Below are 17612 nucleotides of genomic sequence, written 5' to 3'. Positions count from 1 at the left end.
CGGCAAATGACAGCTGTATGTCACGAACAAACAGCTAATGTTGTTTTTTCCAGATTTTATCTACTTGGGACAGGTATTCTGCCAAAGCAGCTGAACCATACCAAGGGTAAAATGAAGCTTCTAAGAGACCATTCTTTATCGCTGGATCGTTTTCTAAAATATGCTTTGCCGCATCAATAGAAGCCATGTTATTTAAGATAAAAAGCCCCCGGAAGTTATTGTCATTTTTCCCAAACGGGCCAGCAACAATCAGTTGCCCATTTTTTACGAGAAGATTGATATTTTCCATGTGACCTTTGAAACATTCATTAATAAATTGTTTGTCTGTTGTTTTATTCTCGCCAGTTTTCAGGAGGACAAAGATGTAGGATTTCATTCCATAATCATCGGCCCCTAATTTTTTTGCGAGTTCCTGATCGTAATTTGGGTTCGCTACGGTCGGTGTGGGTACGATTTTCGTCGCATAAAAAGATCTGACTTTTCCCGATTTTCCTTCCACTACAATATGAAGTCGGTTTGTAGCGACGCGTGTATATCGAATGTAATTAGGGAAATCATGGGCCTCATTGACAAAAGAATAGGTACTATCCCGATAATTTAGCTCAAAATTGACTTCTTTCCCATTGTTTTGTCCGATGACTAGTGCTGTATATATGATTTTATCCTTTATTTTGGTCAATTTTAGGTATTCACTAACTATCTTTTGGCCATTTTTCAACGCATAGGAAAGGCCTTTTAATTCATGTTCGTTTATACGATCCCATTGTTCGTATTCCTCTTTATTGTCCACCTTCCACGTCCCTTCCAAGAAAGAAGGAAAAGATACTTGTGAAAAAAGGGGTTGAGCAGCTCCCAAGCAAAAGAGTAGGGTGGCGATTAAAATTGTTTTCATATAGGTTTTATATTATGATGCTTAAGTGCTTTTATTTAAAGAAAAAGTATGGCACGAAAGCCCCGTGCCGCATAATAGGAGATCGCGCCATTATGATAGGTGAAAACTTGGTTGTAACGTCTGTCACCAAATAAGGCGCCACCAAGCTTACGAATACCCGCTGGAGTTTGTATCCAGCTGGAAGTTTTTAAATCAAATTCACCTAACATTTGGAGTTGGCGATATTGTTGTTCAGAAAGCAGCTCGGTCCCCATTTTTTTAGCTTCTTCGACAGCGCTTCCAATAGGCTTGTTTTCCTTCCTGTCATCTAAGGCTTTTTGGTCAAAACAGAGACTTCTTCTTCCTTTGGGACTTTCTTCTGTACAATCCACAAAAGCATACTGCTTTTTGTTTGGATCAATAATAACAAGGTCGGGCTCGCCACCGCTCTTTTCCATTTGGAACAAACTCCATAATTTTTGGGGGCTTTCAAGCAATTTATGCACTACTTCGTCCCAGCTGACCTGTGGGTGTCGTTTGGGGAATTTCTGAAACCTTTCTTTTAGCGTTTCAAGTAGCATTGACTGTTCCTCTTGTGTAAGCAAATTTTTCATAATGGTTGTCCTTGTGGTATTAAAATTACGTATTTAATTCAAAAGTAATGTAGCTTGATATTGCAAATGGATTAAATTCCTTATTTCAAAATTGAATTAAATTTATATTTTTACGTTCAATTTTTATATAAATATGGCTTCAGGAATATTTGCAATTCTAGATGATATTGCAGCGTTGATGGATGATGTGGCAGTAGCGAGTAAAATCGCAACAAAAAAAACTGCTGGAATCTTAGGTGACGATTTAGCGGTTAATGCCGAGAAAGCGACTGGCTTTTTAGCTTCACGCGAGCTCCCGGTTTTATGGGCAATTACAAAGGGCTCACTGCTCAATAAGTTGATAATTGTACCAATAGCATTATTACTGAATGTCTTTTTTCCAATTGCCATCAAATATATTTTAATCTTGGGAGGTTTCTATCTTGCTTTTGAGGGTGTTGAGAAGATTATTGAATACCTGTTCCATCGCAAACATCCTACGGAGGAAACAAAAGTGGAGATTGTCGTTGCTGAAAACTCAGTTGCCGCTGAAAAAGCGAAGGTAAAATCGGCTATTACTACAGACTTTATTCTTTCTGTGGAAATCGTCATTATTGCTTTGGGAACGGTTCTGGGAAAAAGCTTGTCCTTACAAATTATTACGGTTTCGGTTGTTGCTTTTCTGGCCACAGTCGGAGTCTATGGTATTGTAGCACTTATCGTTCGTATGGACGATGCAGGTTATAAATTAATTAAAACCTCCCGTGAAAAAGGTCCTGTTGCGAGCCTAGGTCGGTTTTTAGTCCGTGCGCTACCCTTCGTTATCAAATTATTGGCTGTTGTAGGTACATTTGCTTTAATTCTGGTTTCAGGCGGAATATTTGCGCATTATATTGATTTCTTACACCATGCGCTACCAGCCCTGCCAGGAATGATAAAAGAGCTGTTGTTTGGCCTAGGAGGAGGTATTATCGTGGTGATTTTATTTACGATTGGCAAAAAGCTGTTTAAAAGGAAAAAATAAACTCCTATTGATCTTTGATGATCGGCAACCGTATACCAAAAAAGGCAGCAGATATATCTGCTGCCTTTTTTGGTTTCTGGTTCTTAAATTGTATCTGTTGCCTCTGCCGCGGCATCTATTTCTACACGTTCACCTTTTGTATTAATCAAAATTACATCGTCCGAATCCGCTAATGAGACAGAAGCTACACCATCACTGAAAGAGGTGGCCCCGCTGTATATAAACGGTATGGCCACTTTTCCCTGGCCATCTAAATAACCATATTTTCCATCTTTACTAGCAAGGAAAAGATTAGGTTCTTCTGTAACTGAAATCAAATCGTAGTCGGGAGCAACGATTTTATTGGTTTTTATTTCGGTAAGATTATACGTGTCGTTTTCAATACTGATGAAATGCGTTGAATTATTTTCAGAAATATAGCTATAGGTCGCCGGGACAATTATTTTGCCCGCCTGATTCAATATACCATATTTATTTTTCTGCTGAAATACGGCATAACCACCGTTAATGAACGATATCATATCATAATTTGCGGAAATTAAAATTTTGCCAGATTTATCCATGACCCCATATTTTTCGTTTAGTCCAAAAACCAGTTGTCCAAGGTGATCATCGTATCCTAAATAATCGTATTGGAAGGGAATGATTGGTTTACCGGCCAGATTAATGGCACCATATTTTTCATTTTTATATTGAACTATACTAATATCGCCAACAAATGGTGCGATGTATAGATATTGTGCTGGTACAATTGTTTTTTCTTCACCGTCTTGTACCCCTAGGAGATTAGTTGCAGCATCTTCAAATAAATACAGGTTTTCAGCAATCTGGTTGCTTTCTTCCGAATCTTCCTCGTCGTCATAAATGGATGCTACTTGCTCATAATCCTCAGGAACGATAAAATCTTTATCGTCCAGTTGGCTATCGGCGATGTTCTGGGCAATCATATCCATTCCAAGAGGTGTTGTTAACTGCAGCACCGCCCCGGGGATTTTTTTAAACAGATCAAATCCCTCCCAATAGGTGGCTGGCAATTTATCGCTATACCAGATCGATAAGGTGCTGTTTTCGTCGTTATCTTCTGAAATAGGAATTTCGACCTGAGCTAGTTTGCAGGGATAACCGGCAATCATTTTCGTCTGGTTAGGGACGAATTTGATCGCATGTGGGCTGAGCGCATTTTCTTTAACGACGTATTTTGCCAGTCCTGGGTACAATATAATTGATTGCTCTTCATTTTTTTTAATGAGAAAGATTGACTCTTCGCCGTCTCCGGAAGCCGATATGACTTTTATTTTATCATTGTTAACATACGCTTCGTACACAGAAACTGGAGCTGCTTGTGCTTCTTCACTGGGATCGACAGCATACGTAATAGCATAGTTGATCTTGAATGCTTTATTGATCTGTGCAAACGACATTGTGCTGGCCGCTAAGATAGCTGCGAATGATAGGGATATTTTTTTCATCTTCTTAAACTTTGAATGACAAATATCCTGATTCAAAGTGGGGAGTTTTATCCCTGAAATCCGTTATTTAACGATAAATCAAAATGTTTCAAATGAATACATTGATTTGGGGAGTTAGTTGAACGGTCTTCCCCATATTTAATCAATAACCAGCTGATATTTAAGTAGTAGGCCAGGCAGTTGTTCCGGGCCAAATTTACTTTTTTTCATACGATTGACCTCTGGATCTAGCTGGATATTGATCGAAGACCGAAAATCGCAGCCCTCGAGATTGCATTGTACAAAGCGGGCATTTAGCAAATTCGTTTTTTTAAACAGCACCTGTTGAAGATTGGCCCGTTCAAAATCCACATGTTGCAAAGAGCATTGTTCAAACTGGAACTTCTTTATATTTCTTTCAAAAAAAGAGGAGTAATCCAGAACTGAGTTGCTGAAATTGGCATGAAAGGAAAATGAACTACATTCATTAAAGTGTATGCCGAGCATTTTGCAGTCATTAAAAACAACATGATCTAATTGTGTGCCCTTTAGACTGACATTAGAAAGATTACATGATTTAAATTCACAATTTGTGAATAGTAGATCTACGAGTTCTGCGTTCTGGAAATCACATTGCTCAAAGGTGCATTTGTAGAATTCCTGAACTTGCTTCAGTTCAGCTGTAAATGTTTGTTTAGTGATTGTTTGTTCGACAAGTTCTTCCATTCTGTATCGTGTTAGCATTGATTTTAGCGAAAATAAGCAATTCTGCCGAATGATTTTACTTTAAAATATAGTCAAAGGCGCTATTTCCGCTTGCGAACAAAATACCTGATTTCAGGGATAAAAAGGAGGATTTTTTATAGCTATTTTTGGCATAGCCATAAAACATAATTCTTGGGGTGCTGGGGGTAAGACTGATGTATTGTAGAACTCTGGTAGGTTTTTATATAGTTTGTTAAAGGGCACTGATCAGTGCCCTTTACTTTTTTAGATATTTCGATGCGCTAATTTGGACAATGTTAGTTGTTCTTTAAATACTGACGCAGCACATATTGTAGAATACCGTCATTCTTAAAGTACTCTATTTCAATGGCTGAATCGAATCTTGCTTTCACTTGAAATGTGGTTACTGTTCCATTGTCATGTACCGCCTTTACCGAGAGAAGTTTATGGGGTGTTAAATCGTTCTCAAGTCCCGAGATGCTATAGACTTCTGTTCCATCTAGTCCTAATTTCTCTGCGTTTTCGTCATTGATAAAAACAAGAGGTGCGACGCCCATACCGACAAGATTACTTCGGTGAATACGCTCGAAACTTTCAGCAATAACCGCGCGTACGCCAAGGAGGAATGTTCCCTTTGCCGCCCAATCTCTGGAGGAACCCGAACCATACTCTTTTCCTGCCAGTACGATGAGCGCTGTGTTGTTTTTGCGATATTCCATTGCGGTTTCATATACCGTCTTCACCTCATTGGTGGGGAAGTAACGGCTAAATCCACCTTCACGATCGGTAATTTTGTTTTTAATACGCACATTGGCAAATGTTCCGCGCATCATGACTTCGTGATTCCCACGTCTAGATCCATAAGAATTGAAATCTTCTTTACTTACCTGATGTGATCTGAGGTATTGTCCAGCTGCAGTTTCTTCTTTGAATGAACCAGCGGGTGAGATATGATCTGTTGTCACCGAGTCACCGAGATAAAGTAATACTCGTGCATTCTGAATATCCTGTATTGGATTAGGAATTGCTTGTAAATTTTCAAAAAATGGCGATTCTTTTATGTAGGTGGACGTATTGTCCCACTGGTAATTTTGATCAAGATTCACTTCAAGTTCTTGCCAGTCTGTCGACCCGTCGAAGATGACATCATAGACTTCTTGGAAATCCGATTGTTTGACACAGGCATTGACGGTTTCGATAATATCCTCGCGGCTTGGCCAAATATCTTTCAGATATACGGGCTGACCGTTAGGGTCGTAATCCAATGGTTCCTCCAAGAGATTAATATCCACTCTTCCCACCAGTGCATAGGCAACAACAAGCATCGGCGACATTAAGAAGTTCATTTTTACCTGTGGATGCACACGGGCCTCAAAATTTCGGTTACCGGATAATACCGAGGCAACAATCAGTTCACCTTTTTCTACCGCTTCTGCTATCTGTGGTGGAAGAGGACCGGAGTTTCCAATACAGGAGGTACAACCGTAACCTACAGTGTGAAAACGCAGGGCATCAAGATCAGCACTAAGTCCTGATCTTTCAAGGTATTGTGTGACGACTTTTGAGCCAGGTGCTAAAGAGGTCTTGACCCAGGATTTGGTGCGAAGTCCGCGCTCGATGGCGTTACGGGCCAATAATCCTGCACCGATCATGACAGTCGGGTTCGAGGTATTGGTACAGCTTGTTATAGCTGCAATCGCAATACTGCCATCACTGACTATATACTCCTTATGATTGTGTTTGATGCGAACGGCATGAATAGACTCTTGAATAACTTCATGAGGTGAATCATGTTCGACAGGTACCTTACCAAAGGTAAACTCTGTTCCTGAACCGCCGTCAGCAAGCCAGGCAGATTCCGATCGCTGCAAAACAGGGACATATTGTCGATGGTGTTCGCTGTCTAAGAGTTGTGAAAATGTGGTTTTTAAATCCTTCACTAGAATTTTATCCTGAGGCCTTTTGGGGCCAGATACAGTTGGTTCTAGGCTTGATAAATTGAATTCAACCACCGACGAATATTGAATTTCTTCCTTGCCCGTGCGCCAGAGTAAGTTGCTTTTACAATAATCTTCAACAATTTTAATCTGCTCTGCGCTTCGATTGGTGCTATGCATGTATTCAAGGGTTCGGTCATCAATCGGAAAATAGGTAACCGTACAGCCAAATTCTGGGGACATGTTGGATATTGTCGCGCGGTCTGTCACCGAAAGGCTGTCCAATCCTTCGCCAAATACTTCAACAAATTTGCCCACAACACCTTTATCGCGAAGTATTTTTGTTATCGAAAGGACCATGTCTGTCGCGGTGCAAGTCGCGGGTATTTTGCCGATAAGTTTAAGGCCGATAACTTCAGGACAGGTGAAAAAGATGGGTTGTCCAAGCATGGCAGCTTCAGCCTCAATACCACCAACTCCCCAACCCAGTACACCAATACCATTCACCATTGGTGTATGAGAATCCGTCCCTACTAAGGTATCCGGAAAAAGCCAATTGTCGCGTTCAATTACTCCTTTGGCAAGATATTCCAAATTAACCTGATGGCAGATACCCATACCCGGAGGAACAACAGTGAAATTTTTCAATCCTTTCTGTGCCCATTTAAGGAGTTCATAACGCTCGCGGTTGCGTTCATATTCCAACTCGACATTCCTGTCATACGAGTAGTCTGTGCCAAAGTAATCGACTTGAACGGAATGATCAATAACTAGATCCACAGGTATAGCTGGATTTATTTTTTGTCCATCCTTGCCATGACGGATAAATTCGGCACGTAGGGAAGCCATATCGACTACAGCAGGTACTCCGGTAAAGTCCTGCATTAAAATTCTAGCCGGCTTGAAGGGTATATCTTTGTCAACAGGTTGCGGAGTCCAATGAATCAGGGTATTGACATGCTCGTCCGTGATACTGAATCCATCATGGTTACGCAATACATTTTCCAGTAATATCCGGATGCTGAATGGTAGGTGCGTGATATTACCTTCAGGAAGATCTTTAATAGAACTATACTGGTAAATTTTTCCGTTAATTTCAATTTCTCGTATTGATTTCTCTTTGCTCATATTCATTTACTTATTTTCATACTATATAATACACATATCCCCAAATTTGTTTGTAATATCTTTTACACATATCTTTCCGCTTTTGTATTCCAAAACGGAATTTATGCCTATATCGGCGCTAAAAAATGAATTAAAAAACAGAATAAAAAAAAGATTGTTTTTTCTGATTTAGAGACAATCAAATTAGGATGCAAACGTTATGTTAATGTTTATGCTTAGAAACAGTGTTGTATGAGAATAAGAGTAAATTATAGTGTCCTTTTCTTGATTAGTTTGTTGTTTTGCAGCCCATTTCCGGGTAAAGCAAATACGCTTTCTGTTACCAAAGGGGAGGGTAATGGCTGGACCGAAGGGTATGATCTTAGCTTTAGGGACAGTAAAAACAATGTGTTGAGCCTAAATCAATTCAAGGGGAAAGTTGTGGTTATTAATTTATGGGCAACATGGTGTCCACCTTGTCTTGCTGAGATGCCTTCATTGGATCAACTCTATCAGGATTTTAAAAGCAACGATAGGATTATTATTTTGTCTGTCGATATTGATGGAAATCTTAGTGCTTCGAGGAAATTTATGGCGAAAAGAAAATATAGTCTACCTGTGTATCAGTTAAATTCGGCGTTGCCGAATGAATTGAGTACCACAAGCATACCCACAACAATTATTTTGGACAAGGCTGGTAAGCTGGTCATTAAGCATGTAGGTGGAATGAATTTTGGGTCGCAGAAATTCAGAAAATCCCTATTGGATTTAAGTAAGGAATAGATTTTGGTGTTGGAGATTATAACAATATAATGGAAGATAATTTATGTTTCATTTAGCATTTATGGCATTTTCTTGCTAATTTTGCATGCTAATTGTATAAGGAGAAATTATCTATGCCGGTCAAACTTCCTAATAACCTTCCTGCCATTGAGCTGTTGAAAAAGGAGAATATATTTGTCATGAGTGATTTAAGAGCAAATGAGCAGGACATTAGACCGCTTCGCGTTTTAGTACTGAACTTGATGCCGCTTAAAATCACGACAGAGACAGATTTTATTCGTTTGCTGTCAAATAATCCTTTGCAGGTGGAAATGGAATTTTTGCGACTTGAAACGCATGTTTCAAAGAACACTCCCGAAGAGCATTTGGAGATGTTTTATAAGAGCTTGACTGAGGTTAAGGAGAATTTCTACGACGGGATGATTATTACGGGGGCTCCAGTTGAAATGGTTGCATTCGAGGAAGTGACCTACTGGGCAGAAATTCAGACCATCTTCGATTGGGCACGAACCCATGTAACATCAAGTTTGTATATCTGTTGGGCGTCTCAAGCTGCATTGTATCATTTCTATGGTGTAGAGAAGAAGCCACTAGCGGAAAAGCTTTTTGGTGTATTTAAGCATACTACGTTAAACAAAAGACATCCGCTATTCCGTGGATTTGATGATGAGTTCTTTATACCGCACAGCCGCCATACAACCATTGAGAAGGATGATCTACTGGCGAAAGAGGGTTTGGAAATTCTTTCGGAATCGCCGGAAGCAGGTATTGCTATTGTTTCTTCACGAGGTGGACGAGAATTTTATTTGACGGGACATTCAGAATATGCTCCTTTTACATTGGATGAAGAGTATAAAAGAGACTTAGAAAAGGGGCAGGAGATTGCTATGCCAGCAAATTATTATGTCGATGACAATCCCGAAAACCGTCCTCTAGTGCGCTGGACAAGCCATGCGAACCTGCTTTTCAATAACTGGTTGAATTACTTCGTGTATCAAGAAACTCCTTTTGATCTAAAAGATGTGGTTTACTTAGGCGAAATCAAACAAGGATAATTTAATTCATTTCAAACAAAAACGGCTAAAAAAGCATTCTATTCATGTTAAGTGATTAAATATGAAAAAGACTGCTTTACTAGTTGGTTCTGTTCTTTCATTTTTTTTATTGAAAGCACAGGTTACGCTAGAAGAAAATCAAAAACTGAAAGAAGCGAATGGTACTTTATGGTATGCTAATCCGTGGATCTGGATCGCAGGTATTGCCTTGTTCTTACTGATTTTTATCCTTGTACTACGTAAATCAACCCGCAATAAAGCATAGACCCAACTATGCTTCTTAATTTTGGTTGTCATTAGAACCATATTTGTTGCATCAACAATAGAAGAACTTTTCTTAAGTTTGTGTATAGCGATAAACAAACTAAATTTTTATATGAAGAAAAATCTACTTTTTGCAGCCTTGTTAGCCTGTGGCTCATTGACAGGCCATGCGCAAAACAATGCAATCAATGTGAGTTACATGGATAAGAGTGTTCGTCCTCAAGATGACTTTTATAACTTTGTGAACGGGCAATGGATGAAAACAGTCAAAATACCTTCCGATAAAGCACGTTGGGGTTCTTTTGACGAATTACGTGAAAATACTGATATTGCTACTTTGAAGGTTTTGCAAGAATCATTATCTGGACAGTTCCAAAAGGGTACAGACAATCAGAAGATAGGTGATTTGTATAAATCATTTGTGGATATGAAAACGCGCAATAAGCTTGGTTTAGCGCCTGTTAAACCTTATCTTACTAAAATTGCAGCCATTAAGAATTTCGATGATTTATATAAATATCTTGTTGAGGTAGCACCCATTGGTGGAAATCCTTTTTTTAGTGGCTATGTATATGCGCATCTTAAAAATTCCGATGTTAATACGGTATACCTTGGTGGCGGAAGTCTAGGTTTAGGACGTTCATATTATCAAGTAAAAGACAAGAAGAACGAAGAAACCTTAACTGACTATTCAAATTATATTTCTGCACTTTATGCTAAATCTGGCCAAGTTACGAAGGATTTAAAAGGTCAAAAAATTGTTGCCTTTGAAAAGCAGATGGCCGCAAACCTTAAAACTGTTGAGCAATCACGTGATGCTAATGGTCGATATAATCCGATCGCTGTAGCTGATCTAAAAAAAATGGTGAAAAACGTGGATATTGCAAAGTACCTAAAGGATGTCGGTTTTAAGGCCGATACTGTGATTGTGCCGGAAATAAAGTATTATGAAAATTTGGATCGAGTTTTCAATCCTGAAAATTTACCGGTAATCAAAGAGCTATTGACATTTCATATTTTAAATAATGCAGCGTCATATACTACACAGGAGCTTAATGATCTGTATTTTGACTTCTGGGGTCGTAAGTTAAAAGGACAAAAGGAGCAGCGTGCTTTAGATAAGCGTGGTGTGGAATTTGTCAATTCGATCGCAGGGGAGCTATTGGGGAAATTATATGTGAAAGAAAACTTTCCTCCGAAGGCCAAAGCTGAAGCTGAAGAACTTGTAAGCTATCTTGTTAAAGCTTTCGGGCAGCATATCAAGGGATTAACTTGGATGTCGGATGAAACGAAAGTAAAGGCATTAGACAAACTGGCTAAGTTTAAAGTTAAAATTGGTTATCCGGATAAATGGAAAGATTATAGCAAACTTGATGTTGGTACATCGTTGTATGAAAATGTATTGGCTTCGAGTAAATGGGCATTTTACCAAAATTTGGCGAAGCAAGATAAGCCAGTAGATAAGTCAGAATGGGGGATGACTCCACAAACTGTAAACGCTTATTATAGCCCATTGTTTAACGAGATTGTCTTTCCGGCAGCGATTCTTCAGCCACCATTCTATGATTATAAGGCTGATGCTGCAGTTAATTTTGGTGGTATCGGTGCGGTAATTGGTCATGAACTTTCACATGGATTTGACGACCAGGGTGCGAAATACGATGGAAACGGAAACCTGAACAACTGGTGGAGCGACAGTGATAAGGCGAAATTTGAAGCAGCGGCTGATGCTTTGGTACGTCAATTTGAATCCTATGAACCTGTACCAGGCGTTTTTGTGAACGGTCGCTTTACATTAGGGGAGAATATTGGGGATTTGGGAGGTTCATCAGTTGCTTTTGATGCATTGCAACTTTATCTGAAAGATAAGGGAAATCCTGGATTAATAGATGGTTTTACGCAGGACCAGCGCTTTTTCCTTTCCTGGGCTACAATATGGAGAACGAAGACAACAGACGAGTTTGTGGTCAATCAAGTGAAAACTGATCCGCATTCTCCGGCACAGTACCGTGCTTTTGCGCCGATCATTAACCTAGATGCTTTCCATAAAGCTTGGGATACAAAGAACGGTGACAAAATGTTTGTTCCGGTCGATAAACGTATCAAAATTTGGTAGTTTATCAATCATTTTACAAAAAGCGGGTGTATTTAAAATTAAATACACCCGCTTTTTTTTATTTAGTTTATACTATTTCATCCATTTTAGAACCAAATAGAACCCGATTGCTGTTGCAGATAAGGTCAATGCCGTCGCCCACCATAGTGTTGTAAAACCAAAGGAGTCGACTATGCTTGTTCCTAAAAGTGGTGAAAATATATTTGCTGCTGAAAAAGCAAGGGAATTGAAGCCCATGTATGCTCCTTGTGTTTTGGGTGTCGAGCGGTTAACAGAAACCGTTGCCATGAAAGGTAATGTCAGCATCTCACCTAAACCAAAAATAAAGAATGTGAAATATAACCAACCGAGCCCGCCTGTAAAATTTAGCATGGCATAAGAGCTGGCGCATAAAAATGTTCCAAAGACGAGCGTGCTAATTAACGAGAATCTTTTTTCAGCTATATGGACAATAAACATCTCCAGCAATACAATAACGAAACCACTCCAACCGAGTAGAAATCCGATTTGATGGTCGTTCAAATGATGAACCTCACGGTAGAAAAGCGGTAAAGTCGTAATCAACTGAAAGAAACAAAAAGAGAAAATACAACAAAAGATATTGAATAAGACAAATGGTAAGTCTGTATAAGGGTTTCGTCCTTTTTAAGGCAATTCGTTTTCAGGAATAATCTCTTTTTTTGATTTGATATCGCTTCTTTTTTCTCGTTTATGAAAAAAGACAAAGAAAATCACTGCAGCGCAAAGGACGGCAAAAGAATTTCCATAAAAGATCCAATTGAATGAGATGGTGGCCAAAAAGCCAGCAACCGCTGGGCCGATTGAAAATCCCAAATTTATCGCTAGGCGATTCAATGAAAAAGCACGCGTGATATTTTCTGGTTTAGCATAACTCGCCACTGACACCGAGTTTGCAGGTCTAAAGGCATCGAAGATTAAGCTTAACGTAAAAATCATGATGGATAACGACTGCACCTCTTTGAAATGTGGAATCAGTAAGAATAAAGGAGCGGCCAATACGAGACTTCCGAACTGAACCTTGAAGCTGCCAATCCGGTCAGTCAGCCAGCCACCTATGTAAGAACCACAAACGGAGCCGAATCCATAACTCATCAATACCACACCAACTTGTTTAATGTCAAAATGTAGAACCTGGGTCATGTAGAGTCCAAGAAAGGGAATCACCATGCTTCCCATTCTATTGATGAGCATAACTATGGCAAGTAGCCATGCGGCTTGAGACAGTCCCTTAAAGGAGTCGAGGTATATCGATAAAATTCTTTTCATTGAATGATGAATCAGCTTGTATAGATCGTATAAGTTTTTTAATTCATACGTCTTCTTGTAGTATTGGTAAAAAAAATGCCAAATTGATTAGTCAACTTGGCATTTATTAAAATTAGATCATATTATGCCAACATGGACTCTGGAATTGAAGGATTGACCTGATAGGTACTTGCGACCATTTGTTTCTTCTCAGACCCCGGTTCCATAATAAAGTCAATACGTCCCAGATTAATCCCGGCAAAACCGACTTGGTTCACAACGGTTTTTGTTCCTTTTAAATTAGTAACCAGTGTTGGTTCATTTAAGAAGGTGTGGGTATGGCCGCCGATAATTAGGTCGATATCTGAGGTTTTAGCGGCAAGGATGAGATCTGACACTTTATCGTTTTCATATTGATAGCCCAAATGCGATAAACAGATGACCAAATCACATTTGTGTTTTTCCTTCAATATGCGGACCACCTTGTTGGATACTTCAATAGGATCCAAATATTTCATTCCCTTGAAGTTATTGGGGTCAACCAATCCTTCAATATCTACTCCTAGTCCAAACACACCTATTTTTATTCCACCTTTATGGAATATGGTATAATCCTGGGTTTTCCCCTCCAATACAGTCCCTTTGAAGTCGTAATTGGCCGTTAAGAATGGAAATTTAGCGTGATCCAGGTATTTTACAAGACCGTTAAGACCATTGTCAAATTCATGATTTCCGAATGTCCCCGCATCATAACCCAGTTTTGTCATGAGATCAAGTTCAAGTTTTCCTCCAAAAAGATTAAAATAGGGGGTACCTTGAAACATATCGCCCGCATCCAGTAATAGAAGATGTTCTTCTTCTTTACGGATTTTATTGATAAGCGTACTTCTGCGTGCAACACCAGCCAATCCCTGATATTTACCGCCGTCCATTGGAAACGGTTCAATACGGCTATGAACATCGTTGGTATGTAAAATTGTAAGTTTTACCTTTTTGCTCTTCGCGTCGACTTGAAAAGGAAGTGATCCCAAAGCAACTGCAGCAGAAAATCCACCAACTTGCTTGATAAATGATCTTCGGTTAATTGATTTTAATTCTTCCATCTAATTCTGCATTTACTTTTTTGCCTTCTTTCGTTAATTCACTCACATATTCAATCAAACCTTCACGCATACGTTGCGGATAATCTGCCCGCGATACAGGTTGTGTCAACAGGGTAAGGTTGTCACCACCATTGGCAAGATAATCATAGGTCACTAGTTTATATAACTTATCGTCTTCAATAGCTTGACCTTTGATCTTGATGTCCTGAACTTTGTTGCCTGTAATTGTCAAAGTCATTCCAGCAATAGGTTGACCATGTGTTGTTGCAATATAGTCAGCAAGCTGACGAATCTGACTACCCTTTAGTTCGAGTATAGTCAACGTGTTCTCAAAGGGCATAACCTCGAAAATATGTCCTACGGTAATATCTCCTGCTTTAAGGTCATTTCGAATCCCACCCTTTGTTGCGAAAGCTAAATCCGCAGGGTTATGGGCATTATGTTCACTCATCCACAACAAGGCTTCACAAAAAAAGTTGCCCATTAATGTTTCCGCTGTTTTCTCTTTTGTCAATGCCTTGTCCGCATGTCCAATCACACGGTTCATTTCCGCTTCCATTTTGTGCTTGAAGGGCTCGTAGATTGATACGACCGCAGGATCAGCTTGCATATCGCTATTGATATGATATTGTTGGAAATCTTTCTGCGTTGGATGGAGCTGTTTTGTACAACCTGTAACCATCAAAAGCGAAGCGACACCAAGGCTACCAATAAAGGCAATTTGCTTCGATATATTCATTCTTTTTAATTTAACCAAATACTTTGCAAAGTTAGCCAATTATATATGAACAAATCTTATCCAATGTTAGCTAATTTTTAAAAACAACAAAAGCTTAACATTGTTACACATTAAGCTTTGTCCATATAATTAGAAAAATAACAACCTAGTGAACCAATTCCGTGTCAGGAATAGTATTGGCATCCATTTGGCGATCTGCTGTTTTCAAGTTCTCCAGCTTATTACCTTGTTGGATGATCTTTTTCCTTTTGCTGCGCGACGACAGTTTGGTGCGATACGCTTTCCAGTTCATTAACAAGACTGAAAATAGAATAACGGCTAAACCGACAATTTGCAAGGAGGTTACCACGTGCGAAGTGAAAAAATGACTTAAAATAAGTGCAATAATTGGGTTCACATACGCATAGGTACTTACTTCCATTGCTGGACGCACCTGCAATAACCAAATATAAGAGCTAAAAGCAAGAATTGAGCCAAATGTAATTAAATACCCCAAATTGAACCAATCTACAGGCGCCACACTACGCAGTGTAAATGACGCATATTCGCCGGTAAAAAGCGCCGTGATATTAAAGAGTACACCCGCGGTAACCATTTGCCACGCGGTCTTCACCATAACATGTAGATCCTCTTTTTCTTCTTTTTCAGATTTTTTAAAATACTTGGAAATCAATGAACCTACAGTCCAAGCGATAGAACCCAATACTAAAATCGATAAGGCAATCACCTTAAGGGTGCCATCTGTATTGTCATTGGTCGCCATGATCTGTTCAGCAAATAGCATCACAACACCACAGAAACCTAATGCTACACCAGCAACTGTGCTAATGCTGCTAAAGTTTTCTTTCCATTTTGGTTTGTCCAATAATATAAACCAGATTGCAGCAGCAGCAGCAATAATAGCGGCAACACCACCAGATACATATTGCTCAGCCCAGATAACCCCTGCCATATCGACAAAGAGCAATAAAAAACCTACGATTGCGGCCTCCTGAATAGAACGCTTGTTAAATAATTTATATCCTTTTATGGCGCAATATGTCATTAGGATTGCACTGGCTGCAACAAATCGAAACGAACCCAAAATAAATGGGGGGAAACTATGCAATGCTTTTTCTATAAAGAAAAAGGTAGAGCCCCATACCACATAAATAATGAAATAAGCAACAACAACCATTACTGGGCTAGCTGCCTTTTTTTGTCCTTGCAACATAATTAAACCTCCTTTCTATTACTCAGGTATCACAACCTGCTGATCTTCCTTGACTGTCTGAAGTACAATTGTTGTTCGCGTTGAAATAATACCTTCAACTTTACTTAAGGTATTTCGCATGAGATCCACTAAACCTGTAGAATCTGCAGTTCTTACTTTAATAAGGTAACCATCATCACCTGCAATGTCATGTACTTCTTGAACTTCGGGGATTTCGGCAAGTGCCAACCCTACACCCTGTTCGCCAATAATATCATTGGCTTTGATAAAAATAAACGATAAAAGTTTCTGATCGACAGCGGCAGGATTGATCTTGGCACTATATTTTAAAATCACATCTTTTTGCTCAAGCTTCTTTACGCGCTCGAGAATTGCTGATGGTGCCATGCCTAACTCTCTTGCGATATCGGCATTGTTGATCCGTCCATTATCCTGCATTAAGCGCAAGATTTTATAGTCGACTTGGTCTAAATTATATTCTACTTTTGTCATTTCGACTGCAAAGGTAGGTAAAAAAGTATAATATTCAAAATTATTTATACAATTCTGAATATTATTCTGATAAAGCGGAATGATATATGAATTTTATTCGAATTTATTGTAAAGAAATCATAACCATCTGGGTTATGGTGTTGAAAGTAAGTATATTGCTTTTTAGGTTGCCTAGCGATATAATTCAACAATTATACCTTTTTCTTAATTTCAGAATAATATTTCTTGTAGACAGGATGACCCCCAATCCAATCAGACAACCTAAACAGACACAGCCAAAGCGATCCAAGGCAGCGAAGTAGGAGCGGCTTTGCTGTTCATGAAGGTAGACGATAATTAGTGCGACCATAGATGTTCGCGCCACAGCCATGATGTTGAGTAGCTTACATGTGATCAACGACGCGACAATGCCAATAATCATGGCGTACAGTTGTGAAATAGGTACAAAATATAAACTAAGCCCGATTGCCGAACCTATAAAATTGGATTTAGCGCGATCGATAGCTATTTTTTTTGATTCATTCTCTTGCGGCGAAATGACCAGGATAATCGATATGAGTGTCCAAGAAACAGAATACTGGGGAAAGGATACAAAGAGTGGGTAGCCTATAAGGAAGCCAATCAATACCCGAATGGTGTATATAATAAAATCAGAATGAAGCGTATAGCGAAGGAATAGATTACGCATATAAGGAAGATATCAATCGTTAACTAAATGATGTAGCGCCACAAAAATACACGCATTGTTTGAAGGAACGAAATAAAATTGACTTTTGTGGTAAATTACCCTGTTTTGCGTTTTTATGCGTTTTTTGTTTTTGATTTGTGCGTTTCTTGCATTCATCTCTTTTTCCGATGCATAAATTTGACTAAAT

The 17612-nt window shown here is 39.1% G+C and carries 17 protein-coding genes; 5 read left to right on the top strand and 12 right to left on the bottom strand.

The features are described 5' to 3' along the window. Nucleotides 1-34: 34 nt before the first annotated feature. Both IQ31_RS00240 and IQ31_RS00235 read right to left on the bottom strand, forming a co-directional pair. Nucleotides 35-892 (bottom strand): DUF6265 family protein, encoded by an 858-nt coding sequence (locus tag IQ31_RS00240; protein ID WP_145326761.1) that lies wholly within the window; start codon nucleotides 890-892, stop codon nucleotides 35-37. Between the two features lie 35 nt (nucleotides 893-927). Next, nucleotides 928-1485, bottom strand: a complete 558-nt coding sequence (locus tag IQ31_RS00235; protein WP_145326760.1) for a DUF4256 domain-containing protein — start codon at nucleotides 1483-1485, stop codon at nucleotides 928-930. Between the two features lie 133 nt (nucleotides 1486-1618). Here IQ31_RS00235 and IQ31_RS00230 point away from each other — a divergent pair, with 133 nt between their 5' ends. Next, nucleotides 1619-2488, top strand: coding sequence for a DUF808 domain-containing protein (locus IQ31_RS00230; protein WP_145326759.1), 870 nt, complete (start codon nucleotides 1619-1621; stop codon nucleotides 2486-2488). Between the two features lie 83 nt (nucleotides 2489-2571). Here IQ31_RS00230 and IQ31_RS00225 read toward each other — a convergent pair whose 3' ends face one another. From IQ31_RS00225 to acnA, 3 genes are all read right to left on the bottom strand, one after another. Then, on the bottom strand, nucleotides 2572-3957 hold the full coding sequence (locus IQ31_RS00225) for a WG repeat-containing protein (RefSeq protein ID WP_088161608.1): 1386 nt from the start codon (nucleotides 3955-3957) through the stop codon (nucleotides 2572-2574). 138 nt (nucleotides 3958-4095) lie between these two features. Continuing rightward, nucleotides 4096-4680: a pentapeptide repeat-containing protein gene (locus tag IQ31_RS00220; protein WP_088161607.1), complete on the bottom strand. Its 585-nt coding sequence runs from the start codon at nucleotides 4678-4680 to the stop codon at nucleotides 4096-4098. 278 nt (nucleotides 4681-4958) lie between these two features. Beyond that, nucleotides 4959-7727, bottom strand: a complete 2769-nt coding sequence (acnA, locus tag IQ31_RS00215) for an aconitate hydratase AcnA (protein WP_232475531.1) — start codon at nucleotides 7725-7727, stop codon at nucleotides 4959-4961. A 231-nt stretch (nucleotides 7728-7958) separates the two neighbouring features. On the opposite strand from acnA, the gene IQ31_RS00210 reads away from it, so the two are divergent. From IQ31_RS00210 to IQ31_RS00195, 4 genes are all read left to right on the top strand, one after another. Continuing rightward, nucleotides 7959-8489: a TlpA family protein disulfide reductase gene (locus tag IQ31_RS00210; RefSeq protein ID WP_145326758.1), complete on the top strand. Its 531-nt coding sequence runs from the start codon at nucleotides 7959-7961 to the stop codon at nucleotides 8487-8489. A 113-nt stretch (nucleotides 8490-8602) separates the two neighbouring features. Next, nucleotides 8603-9544, top strand: coding sequence for a homoserine O-acetyltransferase MetA (metA, locus tag IQ31_RS00205; RefSeq protein WP_088161604.1), 942 nt, complete (start codon nucleotides 8603-8605; stop codon nucleotides 9542-9544). A gap of 61 nt (nucleotides 9545-9605) precedes the next feature. Beyond that, the gene (locus IQ31_RS00200) at nucleotides 9606-9809 is read left to right on the top strand and encodes a hypothetical protein (protein ID WP_088161603.1); all 204 of its coding nucleotides are present in this window, start codon (nucleotides 9606-9608) and stop codon (nucleotides 9807-9809) included. Nucleotides 9810-9920: 111 nt separating this feature from the next. Then, complete coding sequence (locus IQ31_RS00195; RefSeq protein ID WP_145326757.1) at nucleotides 9921-11924, top strand: M13 family metallopeptidase; 2004 nt, start codon at nucleotides 9921-9923, stop codon at nucleotides 11922-11924. A gap of 72 nt (nucleotides 11925-11996) precedes the next feature. Here IQ31_RS00195 and IQ31_RS27795 read toward each other — a convergent pair whose 3' ends face one another. From IQ31_RS27795 to IQ31_RS00165, 7 genes are all read right to left on the bottom strand, one after another. After that, a complete protein-coding gene (locus tag IQ31_RS27795; protein ID WP_280176841.1) occupies nucleotides 11997-12512 on the bottom strand; it encodes an MFS transporter in 516 nt (171 codons plus the stop codon). Between the two features lie 57 nt (nucleotides 12513-12569). Continuing rightward, nucleotides 12570-13211, bottom strand: a complete 642-nt coding sequence (locus tag IQ31_RS27790; RefSeq protein ID WP_244294263.1) for an MFS transporter — start codon at nucleotides 13209-13211, stop codon at nucleotides 12570-12572. Between the two features lie 122 nt (nucleotides 13212-13333). Further along, complete coding sequence (locus IQ31_RS00185; protein ID WP_120334364.1) at nucleotides 13334-14293, bottom strand: bifunctional metallophosphatase/5'-nucleotidase; 960 nt, start codon at nucleotides 14291-14293, stop codon at nucleotides 13334-13336. Beyond that, entirely contained in the window at nucleotides 14271-15032 is a 762-nt protein-coding gene (locus tag IQ31_RS00180) for a 5'-nucleotidase C-terminal domain-containing protein (protein ID WP_232475530.1), read from the bottom strand. Before IQ31_RS00180 ends, IQ31_RS00185 begins: the two co-directional genes overlap by 23 nt. 145 nt (nucleotides 15033-15177) lie before the next feature. After that, a complete protein-coding gene (locus tag IQ31_RS00175; RefSeq protein WP_145326756.1) occupies nucleotides 15178-16245 on the bottom strand; it encodes an EamA family transporter in 1068 nt (355 codons plus the stop codon). Nucleotides 16246-16263: 18 nt separating this feature from the next. Continuing rightward, a complete protein-coding gene (locus tag IQ31_RS00170) occupies nucleotides 16264-16737 on the bottom strand; it encodes an Lrp/AsnC family transcriptional regulator (protein WP_046673335.1) in 474 nt (157 codons plus the stop codon). 184 nt (nucleotides 16738-16921) lie between these two features. Next, entirely contained in the window at nucleotides 16922-17425 is a 504-nt protein-coding gene (locus tag IQ31_RS00165) for an FUSC family protein (protein WP_075992664.1), read from the bottom strand. Nucleotides 17426-17612 lie beyond the last annotated feature (187 nt).

The sequence above is a fragment of the Sphingobacterium siyangense genome (genome assembly GCF_007830445.1).
Taxonomy (GTDB): domain Bacteria; phylum Bacteroidota; class Bacteroidia; order Sphingobacteriales; family Sphingobacteriaceae; genus Sphingobacterium; species Sphingobacterium siyangense.
Note: the sequence above shows the minus strand (reverse complement) of the source record. Positions and strands in the feature narration are given on the sequence as shown.